Origin of the sequence: Microcoleus sp. BROC3 (assembly GCF_036702515.1) — a bacterium.
Classification (GTDB): Bacteria; Cyanobacteriota; Cyanobacteriia; order Cyanobacteriales; family Microcoleaceae; genus Microcoleus.
On the sequence record NZ_JAUBTQ010000016.1, the window covers coordinates 73,319 to 91,752 of the forward strand.

An 18,434-nucleotide genomic window follows, 5' to 3' on the forward strand; every position below is an offset into this window, starting at 1 on the left:
CGGCAGAGTCCGAGCATTCTTTAAAGGTATCACAGCCTTGGTAACAGAGCTAGTTATTTAGGAAGATTTCAGTCTGAATTTAACGGAAACCACATCTGAATCACTTTTGAGAATTCATCCCGCACAGCAAAAATAGCGGTCGAAAAAAAACAGCCGACAAGCGGCTGGCTGTACTTGCTGTGTTGGGATGTTGACAATTTTTACGCAATGCCTTAAGGGATTTTAGCCAACTGAAGTTATCGCGCTATTTAATTCAATCCAATTCCTGTAAACTAATGTAACAGAGGGCTGGCAAAAAAGCAACTTTTCTTTACGAGGGAACAAGGAAGAAGACTGTAGGCCTTAGTGACAACTTACGCCGGAAACCCCTGAGAAATCTCGCTTTTACCTAAGTCTAGATCCCCCTAAATCCCCCTTAATAAGGGGGACTTTGAGCATATTTCTTGTCCCCCCCTTATAAAGGGGGGCTAGGGGGGATCGAACCCTAATCGTCAAACACCAGACTGGTACTACGTTTGACGTTACGTTGACACCAATGAATAGTAGGCTGCGCCACCAGCAACGAGAACATCGCCCCTCCGCTGTTTAACTCAAAACTAATCCTGGCTGCGCGTTGAGAGCGATTCACACCACAATCGGACAACTATTCCTCACCGTGGGCCCTGGATAATGATGTATGCGCCCCAAAAAGCAGCAGCAAAAGCCAAAATCGCAGACCAAATCGGATGTCCGCTGTCACTAACCCTCCCTCCTTGACTGCGGAGACTTTCAAGGTCGATCGCCACAGTAGCACCCCGGCGCAGCCAACCAGTCGCCACAACAGATGTTCCGATCAAATCGCTGGGGCGAGTAGTCTCTTTGAACAAAAATGGCCACAAAGAGCCAATGTAGCCAAACCTCGAAACATGGTGCAACCTCACCAAACCCGTCGCCGTTTGCAAAATCAAATCTTGTCCCAGCCAATTATTCATACCCGATCGACCCAAAAGTTGGCCTTCCAGCCGCACCGGTTCAGCATCCAGCGGCAAACTCTCGGGATTTGACAAAATTTCCGGCAAACTCGGCGAAGCGGTTTCTCGCGGTGTAATGTCGGGGAAGAAATAATTGATCCGCATCAAAGTACCGATGCTAAATCCGATCGGCAAACACCCCCAAAGAATCGATCGATCGCCCCAAAGCCAATCCAACTGCCAGATACTCGTCCTCGAAAAAATCCAGCCAATCAGCCAAAGCACGCCGACTATCGCCAAACTCATCGGAATTCCAAAAAACGGCGCACCCTGTAAAAATAGTTTTGAGTCTTTAAATTCGAGTATTGACTTAAACAGAGACAATTTTCCTTTCCTGGGTTGTTCTTGCACTCCCGCGTTTGCCAAATCTAACTCAGTCTCCAGTTGCCAAAATTGAGCATAGAGGGCCAACAGCTTCAAACGCTCTCCCAGCAAAGGATGCGCGCGGTTAAGCGTCAGCCAATTGCGCTCCCGATTGCTGACATCCCACAGCAAAATCTGTTCCAGCGGCGCGTGTAATGCAGCAGAACCAAGGCTTACAGCTTGTCCAACACCTACAGGTAACAATAGATCGAAACTTTCCAGGAAAAAGCTAGTTTGTTTTTGCTGTTCGATATTATCAGCAATGCCGATCGCAATTTTAGCCAGTGCCCGCGTCAAACCGTTAGGATTGCCCGTAATTTCTGCAGCAGTGCGATCGCTAAAATACACTCTGCGGCGCGACAGCCACAACATCGGGCACCTGAACAACTTATAAATCCCATAACTCGTAGCAGAAATTGCAGCGGCCACAAATTTGACAGCAGAACGCAAAAACTCGATCGTCATTAAATCACACAACCGCTCTTGCCAGTGCGCCACCTGCCAATAAATTAAGTAAGGAATCTGAATCACCAGCAGCGCCAGGGACATCGGGGCAAAATCCCAGTGAGAGATATGGCCCAACTCCCGCGCGAAAATAGTAGCAATTTCCTCATCCGTCAACTGTTCCAACAGCCCGCGACTCACAGCAATCCGAGCAAAACGGGGCAAACAGCCGTAACTGAAAGCTACAGGAACATTCAGCGGCAAGAGTTTCAGCATCGGCACCGGCATATTTTGCTTGGTACAATAACTTCGCAGTACCCGACTAGCTTCCTTGCTGTGCTTGGATAAAACTGATCCGCGCAGAGTTTCGATGCCGCAAAACAGTTTCAGCAGCGCGTCTATAAGCCAGGGAGACGAGGCCAAAAGCAATCCAAAAACCATCTGAACAAACGGAGTTGGATCGCGGTAAAAAAGCTGAATCGGGGCGAAAATAGGCAGTCTAGTGAATATGTAAAGCTGAACTAATAGAGAATTAGTGTTTGTCAGCAGGAATTGCAGGACAAACCGGCCTAGGAAAAATAGGGCGATCGCACTTGCAACGGCTTGCACCCGAAACTCCAGCAACTTCAGCGGTTTGAGCGGGCGCGGGCTTTTCGCGACGCGCCCTGCTTCGCGCCAAGTGAGTTGGTAAGTATTTGGGCTGGCGAATCCGGGGATATCTGTTGGGGAACCGGAACTATTTTCGCCACTAATTTCTGCGGTATCGGGTGCGGTTTCGCTCGAGTTTTCCGGTTCAGAAGTCGGGCCTGTGGGGGGTGGAGGTGGCGGGGAAATCGGTTGCGATTTGGCGTTTCCAGGCTCTACAGCCGACTCTAAAGGTAAAAATCCTGTTTTTTTGTCTACGGTAGGTCGATCGCCCCCAAGCGATTTTTTCGGCGATTTAGTTGCTGCATCAAAGGCGACAAAGCCTGTTTCGGGGGGAGTTTCTGCGGATTTTGGTTTATTTTCCGGTGGTTTTGGGGGGCGAGGGGGGGTTAATTCTTTTAAAGCGCGATCGGCCCAAGTTTTGACTTGAGAGTTAGGACTTTTGGCGAGGGAAGAGCACAGGACGATCGCCTCTTTCACATTACCGGTTGCTTTGTACGCAGCCACCAACCCCATCTGCGCGCGGATTCCCGACGGTTGATTAGCTGCGGTTTGGGTAACGGATTCTAAAAGGGCGATCGCGGTGGGGTAATCCTGCTGTTTCAAAGCTGCTAGCCCAGCCTCTAGAGACTGTTTTGCAGATGAATCCGCCGGATTTGGATTAGTGGAAGGTGCCATGACTGTGCTTTCGCTAGCGTCCTTTCTAAGATAACTTGGCTGGTCGATCGATTACGGTTTTAACTCACATCTTGTACCATTGTCAGCAACAGGCAAGATGCCTGTTCCACAAAAGATAAATTTTCTTGTGGAACAGGCATCTTGCCTGTTCACAAAAGCTGATTGAGAAGGGTGCAATATCTCAGTTTTAACATATGCCCTAAATGCGCTCGCCCCTAATTGATATCTATGCCCAACTTCAATCCCCCATTGGTATAATAAAATAACTCCTCACCCGCACACTTATGCCAATTGACGACGAAGATTTTGAAAGCGAATCGATCGGGGACGATCGCAAACTCCAACTCTTCACCGACAGACACGAATTTACCCGCCGATTTGCCTTTTATTTAAACGAAGACCCGCCTCCGGAACAAATTTTGTATTTTTTCGGGGCTGGAGGCAACGGCAAGTCTTTGCTGCTAAAACACTTGGAGTTTCACTGCTGCAAAAGATTTGCACCGAATGTGTGGCAACAATGGCGCGAACTCCCAGAATCGCAAGCCGCCGAAGTTGCTAATTCCGTCCGCTATGCAGCAGCTAAAACTTACACTCCCATCCCCGCAGTCAGACACGATTTCGGATTGATACCGATTAAAGAAGATAAACCGCAAGATAGATTTTACGGCTTGCTGATGCTGCGGCGAAATGTTGCAGCAGCAACTAAGAAATATAAATTTAAATTTCCCAATTATGACTTTGCTTGCTTTTGGTATTTGCTGAACAAAGGCGAATCACAGGCAACTCTCAACCAACTTTTCCCCGATGATGTGGCGGAATTGGTGGCACCTATAGTTGAAACTTTTGCAGATTTTCCGGTGGTGGCGCAAGCGGTGGCGGTACTCAAAGGGATAGATAAATTCGGCGGGATTAAGCGGGCGATGAAATTAATTCAAAATCGCTTGGGTGTCAGCGATGAAAAGGCGGATCAAATTCGCCGTCAGGATATTGATACTGAGTTAACCGACTGTTTGCCGCAATTGTTTGCGAAGGATTTGAATGCGGCAATGGCTGGCAAAAATAAACCAGATCGCCTCGTGATGCTGTTCGATACTCACGAGAAAATGTGGGATGAAAAACGCAATTCTCAAGGCGCAACTTTTTGGTATCAAGATGAGTGGTTTCGGCGGTTGTTGAGGGCATTGGATTACAAATTGGGGATTGTAGTTGTTGTGGCGGGGCGAGATTGTCCGGTGACGCAATTGCGGTGGCCGAATGCGTCGAAGTTTCCGATTCCCGCCGATTATATAGATGCACAATTGGTGTGGCATTTGTCGCCGGATGATGCGAGGGATTACTTGCACAAAGTGGAGATTGACAAGGCAGATTTGGCAGATGCTGTAATTAAATATGCCAGCGTCAATCCCGCTGATAATTTGGAGAATTTGCAGGTACATCCGTTTTATTTGGGTTTGTGCGCGGATGCGGTGCTGGCAGAAAGAAGGCGGGGAATTGAGTTGCTGTCGTCGGATTTTGCGCGGATTCCGAAGTTGGAAAACAAGACTGCGGAATTAACAGATCGGTTGCTGAGTTATGTCGATCGCGAAGTGCGATCTGCCGTGCATTCGCTGAGTGCTGGCCGCGCTTTTGATGAGGATTTGTACGTAAAATTGGGAGCTGGTTGCCACTTCCATGCAAGCAGTGCAAATTTTGAGATGTTGACGGGTTTTTCCTTTGTGTGGAAATCGCAGAAGCGGGGGGATAACTGGTATCGGATTCACGATTTATTGCGGCGTTTGGATGCCGACCGGGATAATCCGAAAACTCGCAAAGCTCATGATTTTTTAGAGCAGCATTACCGAGAAGTGGGGAATGCGGCGGAGGCAATTTTTCATGCTAATCGCTTGGATTGGCAGCGGGGTGTAGAAGAATGGAAAGAGGTGTTTGATGAAGCTTTGAGAAAGAGTCGCTATAAGGAATGCGAGGCGCTGCTGGAAGTTAGAGATGAGTTGTGGATTAAAAGTGATTATTGGTTTGGTAGAGTTTCGCGATCGGAGGGAAATTACTATGCTTGGTTGGCTCGATATGTAGAGGCAAGACAGGAATATTTAGAGGCAGTTGCAGCCTATAATTCTGCTTTACTTATTGCACCGGATGATATCAATGCTCTCAACAACAAAGGGAATGCGCTGCAAAGTCTGGGTGATTTGCAAGCAAAGTTAAGTGAATTTGAGGCGGCCAAACAGTCTTACTTTGATGCGATTGTTGCCTTGAATTCTGCTTTACTTATTGTACCAGATGATATCGACGTTTTCAAGAACAAAGGGATCGCGCTGAAATGTCTGGGTAATTTACAGGCAAAGCTAAGTGAATTTGAGGCTGCAAAACTTTCTTACTCAGAGGCAATCGCTGCCTATAATTCTGCTTTACTTATTGCACCGGATTATATCAACGCTCTCAACAACAAAGGGAATGCGCTGCGAAGTCTCGGTGATTTGCAAGCACGGCTAAGTGAATTTGAGGCTGCAAAACAGTCTTACTTTGATGCGATCGCTGCCTTGAATTCTGCTTTACTTATTGCACCGGATGCTATCTGTGTTCTTAACAACAAAGGGAATGCGCTGCGAGGTCTCGGTGAATTACAAGCACAGCTAAGTGAATTTGAGGCGGCAAAACAGTCTTACTTTGAGGCGATCGCTGCTTGTAATTTTTCTTCACTTATTGCACCGGATGATATCTGTGCTCTCAACAACAAAGGGAAGGCGCTGTTAAGTCTGGGTGAATTGCAAGCAAAGCTAAGTGAATTTGAGGCGGCAAAACAGTCTTACTTTGAGGCGATCGCTGCCTTGAATTCAGTTTTTCTTATTGCACCGGATGATATCGGTGTTCTCAACAACAAAGGGATTGCGCTGCGAGGTCTGGGTGAATTGCAAGCACAGCTAAGTGAATTTGAGGCTGCAAAACAGTCTTACTTTGAGGCGAGGGCTGCCTATAATTCTGTGTTACTTATTGCACCGGATGATATCGCTGCTCTCACCAACAAAGGGAATGCGCTGCGATGTCTGGGTGATTTGCAAGAAAAATTATCTGAGAGACAGAAAGCACTCAAGAATTGGCAAGAGGCGCTGGAAATGTTCGATCGCTCTTTAGCCATTGCTCCTAACCGCAATTGGGTTCGCAATATGCGCGATTCGCTGCAAGAATCTCTCAATAATTTGGGTGATGATACTGTCAGCAGTTAGCTCGATCGAAATGAGTAAAGACGCGACATTAAGGAGGAGGATGTGTCCAGTTAACTTAAACCGAAAGTTCACAGGATTTACGCACTCCGACAAAGAAACCGGGTTTTTGGCCGAATCTGCGAATCACAACCAAGTATTCAAGGGAAAAACCCGGTTTCTGGCCATTCGCCCGTCAGCCTTCAAAGAAACCGGGTTTTTGGCCGAATCTACGCATCACAACCAAGAATTATCGAAAAAACCCGGTTTCTGGCCACCCGTGCGATCGGTGAATCAATTCCTATTTTTTGATGCTAAAATTGAAAACAGTAGCTAAAGGAAAAATGCCATGTCAGAACAAGACATCGCTAAGATCATTACGATCGAACCGGGTAAGCGAGGTGGTAAACCTTGTATTCGAGGTATGAGAATTACCGTTTATGACGTGTTGGAATATCTCGCTTCTGGGATGACTTATCAAGAAATCCTAGATGATTTTCCCTATCTCACGCAACAGGATATTTTAGCTTGCTTGAGTTTCGCAGCTAAACGAGAACAGTTTATGTTAGTTGTTGGGTGATGAAACTACTGTTATTTGACCAAAATCTCTCTCCTCGTCTTGTCAATCTCCTTGCTGATATTTATCCGAATTCCGCTCATGTTGATGCAATTGGATTACCTACCGCACCCGATCGCGAAGTTTGGGAGTATGCTCGTCAGCATGACTATATTGTCGTTACCAAGGATGCCGATTTTAGCGAATTGAGTCTATTGTTGGGGTTTCCTCCCAAGGTAATTTGGATACGGCGCGGAAATTGCTCGACGCGGGATATCGAGAGGCTACTAAGAGAGAACTATGATGCGATCGCAGCTTTAAGTGACACTCCTAATAGCGGTATTATCAGTTTGTTTTAATAAAAACGTTTAAAGAAACCGGGTTTTTGGCCGAATCTACGCATCACAACCAAGAATTCTCGAAAAAACCCGGTTTCTGGCTAACCGCGCGTAAGTCCCAAATTTGCTAATATAGACCCAGAAAATATCAAAATATAAAAAATATGAACGAATCCCAAATACCGCAAATTCCTTGGCTGCCATTAAGCCAAGAAGCCCACAAACTATCAGTTACCGACAGATTAGCTCTAGTCAACGCGATTGTTGAGTCCATCAGACAGGAACTCAGACCTCGCCAACCTCTGCTAGATGACTTTGTGGAACCCATGACGGGGCTAGCAAAAACTGATGCACCACCCGCAACAGATGCCGAAATTAAACTCAGATTGCGGCCCGATCGCAAAGGTGCGGCCAAGCGACTCAGAGGGCTAGCAAAAACCGATACGCCACCTCCAACAGATGCCGAAGTGGCAGCCATGCTAGAAGAACGTTTGGTGGAGAAATACCTAAAATGAAGGTATTAATAGACACCAACATTATCCTCGATAGTTTGCTAGAACGAGAACCGTTTGTAGAAGATGCTGATGCTTTATTTGAGGCGATCGAAAATGAGCAAATTGAGGGATATGTAACGGCAACAACCTTAACAAATATCTTCTATATTGTCAGAAGGCAAACTCGCAGCCTCGATCGCGCTAGTCAAGCTATTGCTGAAACACTAGCATTAATGAAAGTATCTGCCGTCGATCGCGACGTTTTGGAAATAGCATTTGCATCCAATTTAACGGATTTTGAAGATGCCGTACAGTTAGCTTGTGCGCTGTCAGATAACCTAGAGGCGATTGTAACCCGCGATGCAGGAGATTTCGCTGGTTCCACTTTACCAATTCTATCACCTCAAGAGTTATTAAAACGTTTGGAATAAGATTAATCTCACATCTTGCACCATTGTTAAGAACGGGCAAGATGCCCGTTCCACAATAAAATTGAGTTTTGTGGAACGGGCATCTTGCCCGTTCCTAAACAGGTAGTTGATAATCGTGCAAGATATCAGATTAATAGGACTTACGCACTCCGACAAAGAAACCGGGTTTTTTACCGAATGTGTGGGTAACAACCAAGTATTCTCGTAAAAACCCGGTTTCTCGGCCCCATGCGTAAGCCCTAAAAACGACTTAACCTTGCAGCTTACCGCCCAGATTGTCTCGGCGATGTACCCTCAGCCCGCTTCCGACGGATCAGCACGCTCATCACCTGCTTCGGATTCGCCGCACGCTGTACGGGACTCCAATCGCCCACTTCTGCAAATCCCAGCCGGTACAAAGTGAGTATGGTTTCCCGGACACCTTTGGGCGAACCGACAACCGTTAACAGCACCACTTCCTGTTCGCATACTGCTGCTGAGTCGTCATTTGGGCGATCGAATTTGTTGTCGTCAGGCACGAATTCCTGTGACATAATATGTTCTCCTGGTTTTGGGTTTTCTAGAAAAACCCAAAAACCCAGCCGCCCCGCATTTCAACACATAGCAGGGCGGCTACAGAGGATGTTAAGATACTCCGTTAGCCTCCAGACTGCCTTGTACAGTTTGGCGGTTAGCTGTCCATTGCTGTTAGCGCAGCTTTGGGCAGTGCAACTAGATTTTTGGGCGACGCGGGCTGCCTCTTCTACAAGCAAAGCAACCTCTCACTTCAAAGCGTAGCCGCAGAGGGGGGCCCTCGTCAACCGATTTTAGATTTTAGATTTTGGATCTTAGATTTTGGATTTACTCGTTACCAGCGTCAGCGGCTGGAAACCAGTTAGTTGGGCCGAAATGCTAAATTAAAAGTAATGTTGCTTTAGTACAACCATGTCCAAACGACTCACCATTGCCCAAGCACAGCAGCAGCTTCCAAACCTACCCCAAGAACTTATCAATGAGCCTATCATCATCACTCAAGATGGCGTTCCCGTTATGGCTGCAATCAGCTACACGCATTTGACTGAACTGTTAGAAACCTTAGATATTCTCACCGATACAGAATTCGTTGCCAAATTGCGCCAAAGCATCACCCAAGCACGCCAAGGGGAAACTATTCCCTGGGAAAATGCCAAAGCAAAATTGGGACTATGAATCACGAAGAAAATGCGATCGAATATGAGATCCAGCTTACGCCACTGGCACTGGAAATGTTGGAGGCAGTCAAAGATCGACGAGAACAGGAAAAATTGCGCGATCGCATCGATCAACTAAAAGTAGAACCACAAAAGCAAGGCAAAGCCCTTGTAGATAACCTATCAGGATTTCGCAGCATCCGAGCTGTTGGACAGCGCTATCGTATAGTTTATCAAGTCGAACAAGATCGAGTTCTAGTTGTTGTCGTGGGACTAGGGAGACGTAAAGATGGTGACAAAAAAGACATTTACACCATCTTAGAAAAACTGTTAGATCCGTGATTGTAACTTCTTATATCCGGCGTATTTAAGCCGAATAAATATCATTTGTATGGACACAACAGTGTTGTGTCCTTTGCCTGCGGTAATCTCACTCCTCGCTAACAGCCAAACCAGAAACCACAGGGGCGATCGCATTTAACTTCAAAACAGGATGATCCCCTTCCACCTGTCGGCAATTCCACTCATTTCTAAACAGCAAAACCGGCCTTCCCCAAGTATCTTTCACCGTCACGGTATTAAACAGCCGCCCAACTTTTTCCAGCGCCTCCCAACCGCCGTCAACCCAGCGAGCTACACTGTAAGGCAACATATCGATCGTCGTTTCCACATTATATTCCGACTGCATTCTGAACTGCACAACTTCAAATTGCAACTGTCCGACAGCCGCCAAAATTGGCTCGCGTTTCGCCTCATCCACCGAGTACATAATTTGCACTGCGCCTTCTTCCTGCAACTCCGAAACGCCTTTGCGGAACTGCTTAAACTTAGAAGGATTGGGATTTCTCAAAAAAGCAAAAAGTTCGGGAGAAAAACAGGGAATCCCTTCGTATTCCAGTTTTTGGCCGGTGTAAATAGTATCGCCGATCGCAAATACCCCCGGATTGTTCAAACCGATCACATCGCCCGGATATGCAACCTCGATCGACTCGCGATCCTGAGCAAATAACTTTTGAGGCCTTGACAAACGCACCGTTTTACCGCTGCGAGCGTGAGTCACGTTCATGTCCTTTTCAAATTTGCCCGTACAAACCCGAATAAACGCCACCCGATCGCGGTGTCTGGGGTCCATATTCGCTTGCAATTTGAACACAAACCCGGTAAAGTCTTCATAAGTTGGCGGCAAATCTCCGGCGGTGCTCTTGCGGGCGATCGGCTTCATAGCGTAATCTAAAAACGCATCTAAAAACAGTTCTACCCCAAAATTGCTCATCGCGCTGCCAAAGAAAACAGGCGTCATTTTTCCAGCCCGAACTAAATCTAAATCGAGTTCAGTTCCCAACTCATCCAGCAGTTCTAACTCTTCTTTGAGCTGATAGTAAAGGTCTTGTTCCAACAAATCTTCAATGCGCGGATCGCCCAATTCGATGACAGTATCAACAGCAGCGCGAGAACCGTGTTTAGCCCGCTCGAATAAGTGAATTTTGCGCGCCCTGCGATCGAAAACACCTTTAAAGCGATCGCCCGTACCTATGGGCCAATTTACCGGATAAGTCTGCAACCCCAATTCCTTCTCAATTTCGTCCAACAGATCCAAAGGTTCTCTGCTAGGGCGATCGAGCTTATTAAAGAAAGTAAAAATAGGCAAACTTCGCAGCTTACAAACTTCAAATAACTTCCGAGTTTGCGGTTCCAAACCCTTAGCAGCATCCTCAAGCATCACCGCATTGTCAGCCGCCGCCAGAGTTCGATAAGTATCTTCGCTAAAATCTTGGTGTCCCGGAGTATCGAGCAGATTAATGTGATATTTTTTATACTCAAACTGCAAAACAGTAGAAGTAATAGAAATTCCCCGCTGCTGTTCCATCGCCATCCAGTCAGAGGTAGCGTGTCGCTGAGCCCGCCGCGCTTTCACAGAACCTGCTTCGTGAATTGCACCTCCGTACAGCAGCAGCTTTTCTGTCAAAGTAGTTTTACCCGCGTCAGGGTGCGAGATAATAGCAAAGTTGCGCCGGCGCTCAACAGCAGTTAGCAGTTCAGTTTCGAGTTCAGTTGTCATCACAAATTAGGTAGGGGAATCATCACCCGATCGCCATTATAGCCTGTGCTACAGTTGCTATTAAAGGTAAAATTATCACTAAAGTCAAGGAAAAGTAATATGTACGACTCTGACAAGCGAAAGCTGCTATCACTGGTGTGCCACGGGGCGATTTTTTTCAGTACGTTAGTGTTCTCGATCGGAGCGCCGATCGCTGTATTGTTAGTATCAGATGACCCAGTGGTCAAAGAAAACGCCACAGAAGCGATCAATTTTCACCTTAATGTATGGCTGTACAGCACCGTGATTGTGGTGTTAACTGTCGTCACTTTCGGTCTGGCCGGCTTTATCCTAGTACCAATAGGTTATCTGCTGCACTGGGGACTGACAATAATGGCTATCCTCCACGTTTTGCAAGAGCCTAACACACCTTACCGCTACCCTTTTATTTTCCGAATAGTTTAGACAATAAATCGCCCTTCAGCATCGATTACAAAAACCCGATTTCGTAATGAAACCGGGTTTTTAATTGTTTTATAACTCACCAAAAAGTGATTGTAATGTGCGCTGCGCTCACCCTCTCCATAGAAATTTTTCGTATTCTTAAGGTACGCATTGGGCATCCTAGAGAAGATAAATTTTGCAGAATTACAGCTCGCCTGAAACACAATAACCAATTCCCAAATTTCATCGCATTTCAGCAACTCTCGCAGTCTCTGTAGGCGGCATAATTGCCTCCTTAGCATTCAACTTTTGATTCAACTCGCGAATCCGGCGCGACAGCAAGCGAATAATATTAACAGCAATTCCCGGCGTCTCATCAATAGCATCGTAGAGCTGCATTTGAGTCAGCATCAAACACTCCGATTGTTCCAGAGTAGAAATAGAAGCCGAGCGAGGTTCCGCATCAAACAGCGACATTTCCCCGAAACAAGCTCCTCCTTTCAACTGTGCCAAATCCCGATCGCCTATATGAACCCGCACCGTTCCCGATACCAAAATATAGAGCGATCGACCTTCTTGTCCTTCCGTAAAAATCCTGTGTTTGGAAGGAAACGAAAGTTCATCCATTACCGATGCTAGACGCACGAGAAAATCATCCCGCAGTTCCTTAAAAATCGGAACCTCCCTGACCAACAATAGGCGTTCGACGCTGGTTAACATAATGCGATGCAGTGATTAATTTAAAGGGGAAGGGGAAGGAGAAGGGAAATAAAAACAGTTAACAGTTAACTGTTAACTGTTAACTGTTTACAGACAACTAATAACTGCCAGTTGCCAACTGACAACTAACTAACTTTACCTTTTTGGGCTAGCCCCCAACTCGGCCATCATCTCTTCAACTTGAGCGGATACCAAATTATCGGGGTCATTTTGCAGCCTGGGCAACAATTCGACCAAAGCCCGCGGCGATGCTATTTTCAAATAGGCTAACACTGCTTCGCGGACAAAACCCGTCGGGTGCTGCAGACAGACGAGAGTTTGTTGAGCAGTAAGGCTCCAGCGCGCTTCCCTTGCCAAGTGAAAGCAGCAAGCCAAGGCCCAATCTGAAAGGAAGTGGCGCAATTCTAGCAAGCGGCGCAAGCGATCGCTAGGGGCTAGAGGTTTGTAAACCATCAATTCGGAGAGATTGGTCAATTTTTCTCTTTCCGAGTGCTGATCCAACAAATTGATCAGCGATCGCTTCCTAGCTATATCCACAGTATTGTCGAGAATTTCCAATCCCCTAGCAACCAAAGAAGGTTGACCCGAAGCGATGTTGAAAGCAGCGGCTTGTACGGTGTCCAGCGGATAAAGAAACTTCATCAGCAAAAAACACCGCTCCTTAGCATCAGCTTCCAATCCCGCCAGAGCCCGCTGCAACAATTGAGCCGTATCGTTGCCAGGTGCTCCGGTGCTGTTGGCATCCCGATCGGATAAATTGCCGTAGGTTGTTACCCCAGACAAATCTACCAAACCTGCATAAATTTGACCGATAAACATTAGCTCCTGTTCCATGAGAGTTTCCAAGCCGCTGCGGCCGATGCGGTCTAGAACCCCTTCTATCCCCGCTTCTGAGGGCATTTTCAACAGGATGCGGAGGATGTTGCGCCTGGTAGTTCCCCAAGCCGTCATCAAATTGCTGACCAAAATGTCGATCGCCTCCACAGTCCCAATTTGACCCAGAGCCGTCCAAGCTTGCAACCTGATCAAATCCGACTTGTGGATATCCTCAGCCAAATACACGAGCAAAGGAATGGCATCGTTGTGAAGTTTGACTATAGCCTGCAAAGCCGCGTCCCTAGTCGATTTGTAACCGAGTCCGCGCAGCAGCGAAGGATAATATTCTTCCGAATGAGTAGACGAAATCACGTCTAACAGAGCGCAGCGCACTCGCAGAGATTCATCTTGCAACAGATTGGGGATGTGCAGCCGCAGTCCTTGCAAATAATCAGCCTCTCCCAGAGCCCGCGTCCCCATAACACGTTCCCGCTCTTGTTTGTGCGTCAGCATTTGGCGCAGGGTGTTAGTAGCCTCTGCCTTTTGCTGGCGATCGCCCCTTCTCATAATTAAAGCAGCCGCCGTACCCCGCACCACCGGATCGACGGTCGGCTGCAAGTAAGGCCGCAAGCTCTCAATATTGGGTTCAGCTTCCGTCAGCCAGATGTAGCGCAAAGCCAAGGCCAGCACCTCCGGCGGCAAGGATTGCTGCGAGAGTGCGCGGACAGCATCTAAATATGCGGGGTTCGGGTGTTGCAGCATCGTTTCCAAGCTCTGGCGCTGTAAACCTGGGGACAGCGAATCGAGGAGGGGAGCCAGAACTTCTCCGACATTTTTGGGGTCAATTTGCGTCAGGAGTTCTATGCAAGAGCGCTTTTCATCTTCCCCCCCCGGCTTTTGTAGAGTTTCCACCACTGCGCGCTTGAGAGCTTTGAGGTCAACGTCTGTGACGCCCAAGCGCCCCCGCTCCGCACTTTTGACCAACAAACCCACGTATTGAGACCGGATCAGCCATACGACAAACACCCACAACAGAGCCAATATTACGATCGCGCCAATAAATATCAAGCTTTGCTGGTCGTGAAATGCCTTTTCCTCTTGCTGGGGGAGTATCTTCTGTGTCACCCACAGCATAATCAGGATGCCGACCCCTGTAGCTCCGCAGGACAAAGGTTCGCCCACACCGTTGACTAGAGTTTGAATGCCCGATCGAATATTGTCGGGAATTGGTTGGAATAAAACCGGACTAACGGTTTCCAGCAGCGTGTAGTGCAGCAGTTCGTCTAAAAATCTCAGCAATATCAGTCCGATGAACACAGATACTAGCTGGCCGAGGGATGCTCCTATGGTCAGCACCCCGAGTATCGCGATACCCGCCGGCAAAATCATCGCCGTCACGAATACACCGATTCTTTCCACCAACCGGCTCGAAGCGAACCACTGAGTCGCCACTTGAAACAGGCCTTGTATGCCTTCGTAAATGCCCAGGAAGCTAGCGATCCAGCTAGCTCCGTCCCCAGGGTTTTGGTATTCTAGCTGGCTGTAGAATTGGAAATCTACCAGGACGTAGAGGACTTCTGCGAGGACGAAGAAACTGACTAGAGGTACGGCGTATTTTTGGAGCGGGCCTGTAACTTTGCGGGCGGTAAATTCTTCTTGCTCGTCTTCGTCGTCATCCGTCCAGTGAGCTGTTTCCGGGAATGCTTGGCGGTATTTTTCCGTTAGGTAGTAGAGTAAAACCGAGCCTGTCGCCACCATCAACCCCGATATGAGGGTAACGTTTTTGAGTCCGACTAAGTGCAGCAAAACAGGCAAAGAAAACCCGCTGACTACTCCAGCCACTAGATAGCCGCTGCTGACTAGCGGATAGGTGCGCTTGATTTCTCTAATGTTAAACAGTTGGTTGGAAGTGATGGAAGTGTTGAGGTCGTTGAGGACATAGCAAGCTTCCACCCACAGCCACATCAAAAAAATAGTAATAAAAGCGATGCTGATGCCAGCTATCTTAGTATTTTCGTAGCCGATGCCGAATCGAAACAAAAATAGCGGTACCGACATCATGCCCAGAACCACTACGACGGTGCGCCTCAGCGGCAGGATTTTTTGCAGCCACGAGTAGACAAATCCCAAGCCAGAACCGATAAAGGCGCTGGCTATGTAGATAAAGGGCATTTTGTCGGCACCGTACTCGTCTAAAAACAGACCTACTGTGCTGAGTTCCAGCCAGATCAGCCCGACGGAGGTTAGAGTGTAGACGAAGAACATCAGTACGGTTCGCTCTACTTCTTCCGATCGCAAGTTGAGCGATCGTAGCACTCTTTGTCCTGCTCCCGCCCAAGCGCTGATTTGAAAATTTTCCATGCTTAAGAGTGCGTTAATATCCCCATTTTTGGTAGCCTTTCACCGACATCCGGCAGGCGAGAGCGAGCCAGTCGGTCGATTTTAGATTTTAGATTTTAGATTTTAGATTTACTCCACAGATGAATCTGGGAGGTCGAACTAGGGTCTAAAATTTTTTGCCCTCCGCGACAGGAGTCGGAAACTTCTATCCGTTTTTGGGCGGGGTCATTAGTCTACCGTCACCAGTCTATTACTATTGACTGATGACTGATGACGGTGGACTATCTATTTATACTTTCTTGGGCGACAGCAGCATCATCATACTGCGTCCTTCTTTTTTGGGGGCTTGCTGCACTTCTGCGATTTCCTGCAAATCTGTTGCCATGCGCTTGAGCAAGTCCTCTGCTAGGTTGCTGTGTTGGATTTCCCGACCTCTGAACATGATCGTGGCTTTTACTTTGTCCCCAGATTTGATAAAGCGGTCTGCTAGTTTGAGGCGCACTTGGTAGTCGTGTTCTTCAATTTTGTAGCGCATCTTCACTTCCTTCACGTCGGCAGTGTGCTGCTTTCGTTTTGCTTCTCGCGCTTTCTTTTCCTGCTCGAATTTGTACTTCCCGTAGTCCATTACCCGGCATACGGGCGGGTCAGCTTTGTCGCTGACAAGTACGAGATCGAGTTCCTTTTCTTCGGCGAGGCGCAGCGCTTCTGCAGGCGTCAATATCCCTAGTTGCGCGCCGTCGGTATCGATTACCCGGATTTTGGGGTATCGAATGTTTTCGTTGATCTGGGGTAGATTGCGATTTTGTCTTCTTTCAATCACAGGCATGAATGGTTTTACAAGCAGTAGTTTAATAGCGAAGCTTCTTGATAGTTACAGCTTTGAAGGGCCAATATTTCAGTTGGACGATCGAACTGTTTTGTAAGATGTTACCCTTACCGGACGTAGTACCGCGCCCTCTCTCCCCTCAGCTTCATCTTTGGGGAATATTTGGACGATCGTAAATGAAGTCTTACAATACTTGCTATTCTACTCAGTCTGGCTGAGTTTCTGTCTAGTTTTATTTTAACTTCACACACGAGCGCCCGCCCGCTTGCCCTATTGATGACAAAACAGCCAAAAATTCAGGGTAAAAGGTTAAGGATGAGGTAAAACGGCTTTTTTACCCCATTTCGCCCGGTCTGGCAAGTCCCCCAAGTCGCCGGATTTGCCTTGTAGAATAGGTATAAGCAAGTGTAAATTTATGTTACGAGCTGAGGCACAATTGACAAATTCTCTGCTGTGGCACCAACGGGTGGGAACTCAACGAGACTGGATGTGGCGGGGTTGGCAAACTCGCTACACTTATTTACGACCTGCTTTGGGGCCAAATCAAGGCGCGATCGAATTTCAAGATTCTACGGCAGAGGCAATTGCCCCGGCCGCATCGGGAACGCCGATTATTTTACTGCACGGGTTTGGAGCTTCGATCGGCCACTGGCGGCAAAATCTCGCTTTCCTTGCCGAAAACCACACGGTTTACGCCTTGGATTTGTTGGGGTTTGGCGCTTCCCAAAAAGCTCCGGTCAACTACTCGGTGTCTTTGTGGGTAGATCAAGTTTATGATTTTTGGCAGACTTTTATCAGAGAGCCGGTAGTCTTGGCAGGAAACTCGATCGGCTCGCTGATTTGTCTGGCGGCAGCGGCGGCTCACCCGGACATGGTGGCCGGCACGGTGATGATTAGCCTCCCAGACCCCTCTGTGCGAGCCGAGGCCGTGCCCGGATGGCTGCTTCCGGCGATCGAAGCTGTAGAAAGTTTGTTTGTTTCCCCGATCGTACTCAGGCCTTTGTTTTATTTTGCCCGCAAGCCTTCCTTTGTCCGCCGCTGGGTTGGCTTTGCCTACTCCAACCCCGAAGCTGTCACCGACGAATTAGTAGAAATTCTAGCAGGGCCTGCGGGCGATCGGGGAGCGGCCCGCGCCTTCTGCGCTTTATTTAAAGCTGTAGGCAGCTCACAGTTTTGCCCCAGTGTCAAGACAGTAATGCGAAATTTAGCAATCCCGATGCTGTTAATTTGGGGCAAACAAGACCGGATGATTCCCCCTCGGTTCGCCCGACCTCACCAATTTGTTGAATGCAATCCCAATTATGTAGAGCTAGTTGAATTAGATAATGCGGGCCACTGTCCCCAGGATGAATGCCCCGAACAAGTAAATCAAGCAATTTTGAACTGGATGAAGCGGAATTTTGTACCTGCGGGCAAGAGCAAATTGCAGCGCTGTTGATTAGACACAGGGCAGTGCGTTGCTAATGGAAAAAAATAACTTGCGGGTATCGATCCCCCTCAAAAATAAAGTTGCTAGAACTCGATCGCACCCGGTGGTATGGTACAGCAGATGTTGAAGGCTATAGCGGCGAAGCTGACCGGGTAAAAAGAAGTCCGGGGGAAGGCGCAATCGACCGCTTATGTTTCAGGAATTAAGAATGTCCTAACCGTCTGGGCGGTTGCTATATTACAAAAATTCCCTCTCTTGAGAGTCAGTCGATTTGAGGTTCGAGATTGACTCCACAACCGCTATCTGGAGGCTTGAACGAACCTAAACAACTTTTTTGCTGTGGGCGACTCCTGCTGGAAAGTAAGTCTCCGTCTTTCTGTGATGTCATCTATCTACTGTTATTGATGGTTGCTGTTGTGAGAAAGTCAGAGATTGACACAATCACCAAGATAGTGTATCTTCTCTAACTGGTAGTACACATCCCTGTTATGCAGTT

General features: G+C 47.7%; 15 protein-coding genes. 9 read left to right on the forward strand and 6 right to left on the reverse strand.

The features are described 5' to 3' along the window. Positions 1–650 precede the first annotated feature (650 nt). Complete coding sequence (locus tag QUB30_RS12685) at positions 651–3,140, reverse strand: zinc metalloprotease HtpX (RefSeq protein WP_333333672.1); 2,490 nt, start codon at positions 3,138–3,140, stop codon at positions 651–653. A 284-nt stretch (positions 3,141–3,424) separates the two neighbouring features. Between QUB30_RS12685 and QUB30_RS12690 the strand changes: the two genes are divergently transcribed. The 5 genes from QUB30_RS12690 to QUB30_RS12710 all read left to right on the forward strand — a co-directional run bounded on the left by QUB30_RS12690 (position 3,425) and on the right by QUB30_RS12710 (position 8,156). Beyond that, positions 3,425–6,361, forward strand: a complete 2,937-nt coding sequence (locus QUB30_RS12690) for a hypothetical protein (RefSeq protein ID WP_333333674.1) — start codon at positions 3,425–3,427, stop codon at positions 6,359–6,361. A 325-nt stretch (positions 6,362–6,686) separates the two neighbouring features. After that, positions 6,687–6,917 carry a DUF433 domain-containing protein gene (locus QUB30_RS12695; protein ID WP_265239574.1) on the forward strand — a complete coding sequence of 77 codons (231 nt, stop codon included), beginning with the start codon at positions 6,687–6,689 and terminating at the stop codon, positions 6,915–6,917. After that, positions 6,917–7,252, forward strand: coding sequence for a DUF5615 family PIN-like protein (locus QUB30_RS12700; RefSeq protein ID WP_333333676.1), 336 nt, complete (start codon positions 6,917–6,919; stop codon positions 7,250–7,252). The genes QUB30_RS12695 and QUB30_RS12700 overlap by 1 nt, the downstream gene beginning before the upstream one ends. A 143-nt stretch (positions 7,253–7,395) precedes the next feature. After that, complete coding sequence (locus QUB30_RS12705) at positions 7,396–7,746, forward strand: hypothetical protein (RefSeq protein ID WP_333333678.1); 351 nt, start codon at positions 7,396–7,398, stop codon at positions 7,744–7,746. After that, positions 7,743–8,156, forward strand: a complete 414-nt coding sequence (locus QUB30_RS12710; protein WP_333333680.1) for a PIN domain-containing protein — start codon at positions 7,743–7,745, stop codon at positions 8,154–8,156. Before QUB30_RS12705 ends, QUB30_RS12710 begins: the two co-directional genes overlap by 4 nt. A gap of 263 nt (positions 8,157–8,419) precedes the next feature. Here the strand turns inward: QUB30_RS12710 and QUB30_RS12715 are convergent, their stop codons facing one another. Next, positions 8,420–8,689: a hypothetical protein gene (locus QUB30_RS12715; protein ID WP_333333682.1), complete on the reverse strand. Its 270-nt coding sequence runs from the start codon at positions 8,687–8,689 to the stop codon at positions 8,420–8,422. Between the two features lie 391 nt (positions 8,690–9,080). Between QUB30_RS12715 and QUB30_RS12720 the strand changes: the two genes are divergently transcribed. Both QUB30_RS12720 and QUB30_RS12725 read left to right on the forward strand, forming a co-directional pair. Beyond that, entirely contained in the window at positions 9,081–9,344 is a 264-nt protein-coding gene (locus QUB30_RS12720; protein ID WP_333333684.1) for a prevent-host-death protein, read from the forward strand. Continuing rightward, positions 9,341–9,667: a type II toxin-antitoxin system RelE/ParE family toxin gene (locus QUB30_RS12725; RefSeq protein WP_333104331.1), complete on the forward strand. Its 327-nt coding sequence runs from the start codon at positions 9,341–9,343 to the stop codon at positions 9,665–9,667. Before QUB30_RS12720 ends, QUB30_RS12725 begins: the two co-directional genes overlap by 4 nt. An 88-nt stretch (positions 9,668–9,755) precedes the next feature. On the opposite strand, the gene prfC is transcribed toward QUB30_RS12725, so the two are convergent. After that, positions 9,756–11,384: a peptide chain release factor 3 gene (gene prfC, locus QUB30_RS12730; RefSeq protein WP_333333686.1), complete on the reverse strand. Its 1,629-nt coding sequence runs from the start codon at positions 11,382–11,384 to the stop codon at positions 9,756–9,758. Between the two features lie 99 nt (positions 11,385–11,483). Between prfC and QUB30_RS12735 the strand changes: the two genes are divergently transcribed. After that, positions 11,484–11,828 carry a DUF4870 domain-containing protein gene (locus QUB30_RS12735; RefSeq protein WP_333333688.1) on the forward strand — a complete coding sequence of 115 codons (345 nt, stop codon included), beginning with the start codon at positions 11,484–11,486 and terminating at the stop codon, positions 11,826–11,828. A 222-nt stretch (positions 11,829–12,050) separates the two neighbouring features. Here QUB30_RS12735 and QUB30_RS12740 read toward each other — a convergent pair whose 3' ends face one another. From QUB30_RS12740 to infC, 3 genes are all read right to left on the reverse strand, one after another. After that, positions 12,051–12,527, reverse strand: a complete 477-nt coding sequence (locus QUB30_RS12740; RefSeq protein ID WP_333333690.1) for a cyclic nucleotide-binding domain-containing protein — start codon at positions 12,525–12,527, stop codon at positions 12,051–12,053. A 135-nt stretch (positions 12,528–12,662) separates the two neighbouring features. Then, positions 12,663–15,704, reverse strand: coding sequence for a HEAT repeat domain-containing protein (locus QUB30_RS12745; protein WP_333333692.1), 3,042 nt, complete (start codon positions 15,702–15,704; stop codon positions 12,663–12,665). A gap of 268 nt (positions 15,705–15,972) precedes the next feature. Beyond that, positions 15,973–16,509, reverse strand: a complete 537-nt coding sequence (infC, locus tag QUB30_RS12750; protein ID WP_006635262.1) for a translation initiation factor IF-3 — start codon at positions 16,507–16,509, stop codon at positions 15,973–15,975. 415 nt (positions 16,510–16,924) lie between these two features. On the opposite strand from infC, the gene QUB30_RS12755 reads away from it, so the two are divergent. Next, positions 16,925–17,947 carry an alpha/beta fold hydrolase gene (locus tag QUB30_RS12755; RefSeq protein ID WP_333333695.1) on the forward strand — a complete coding sequence of 341 codons (1,023 nt, stop codon included), beginning with the start codon at positions 16,925–16,927 and terminating at the stop codon, positions 17,945–17,947. Positions 17,948–18,434: the final 487 nt, after the last annotated feature.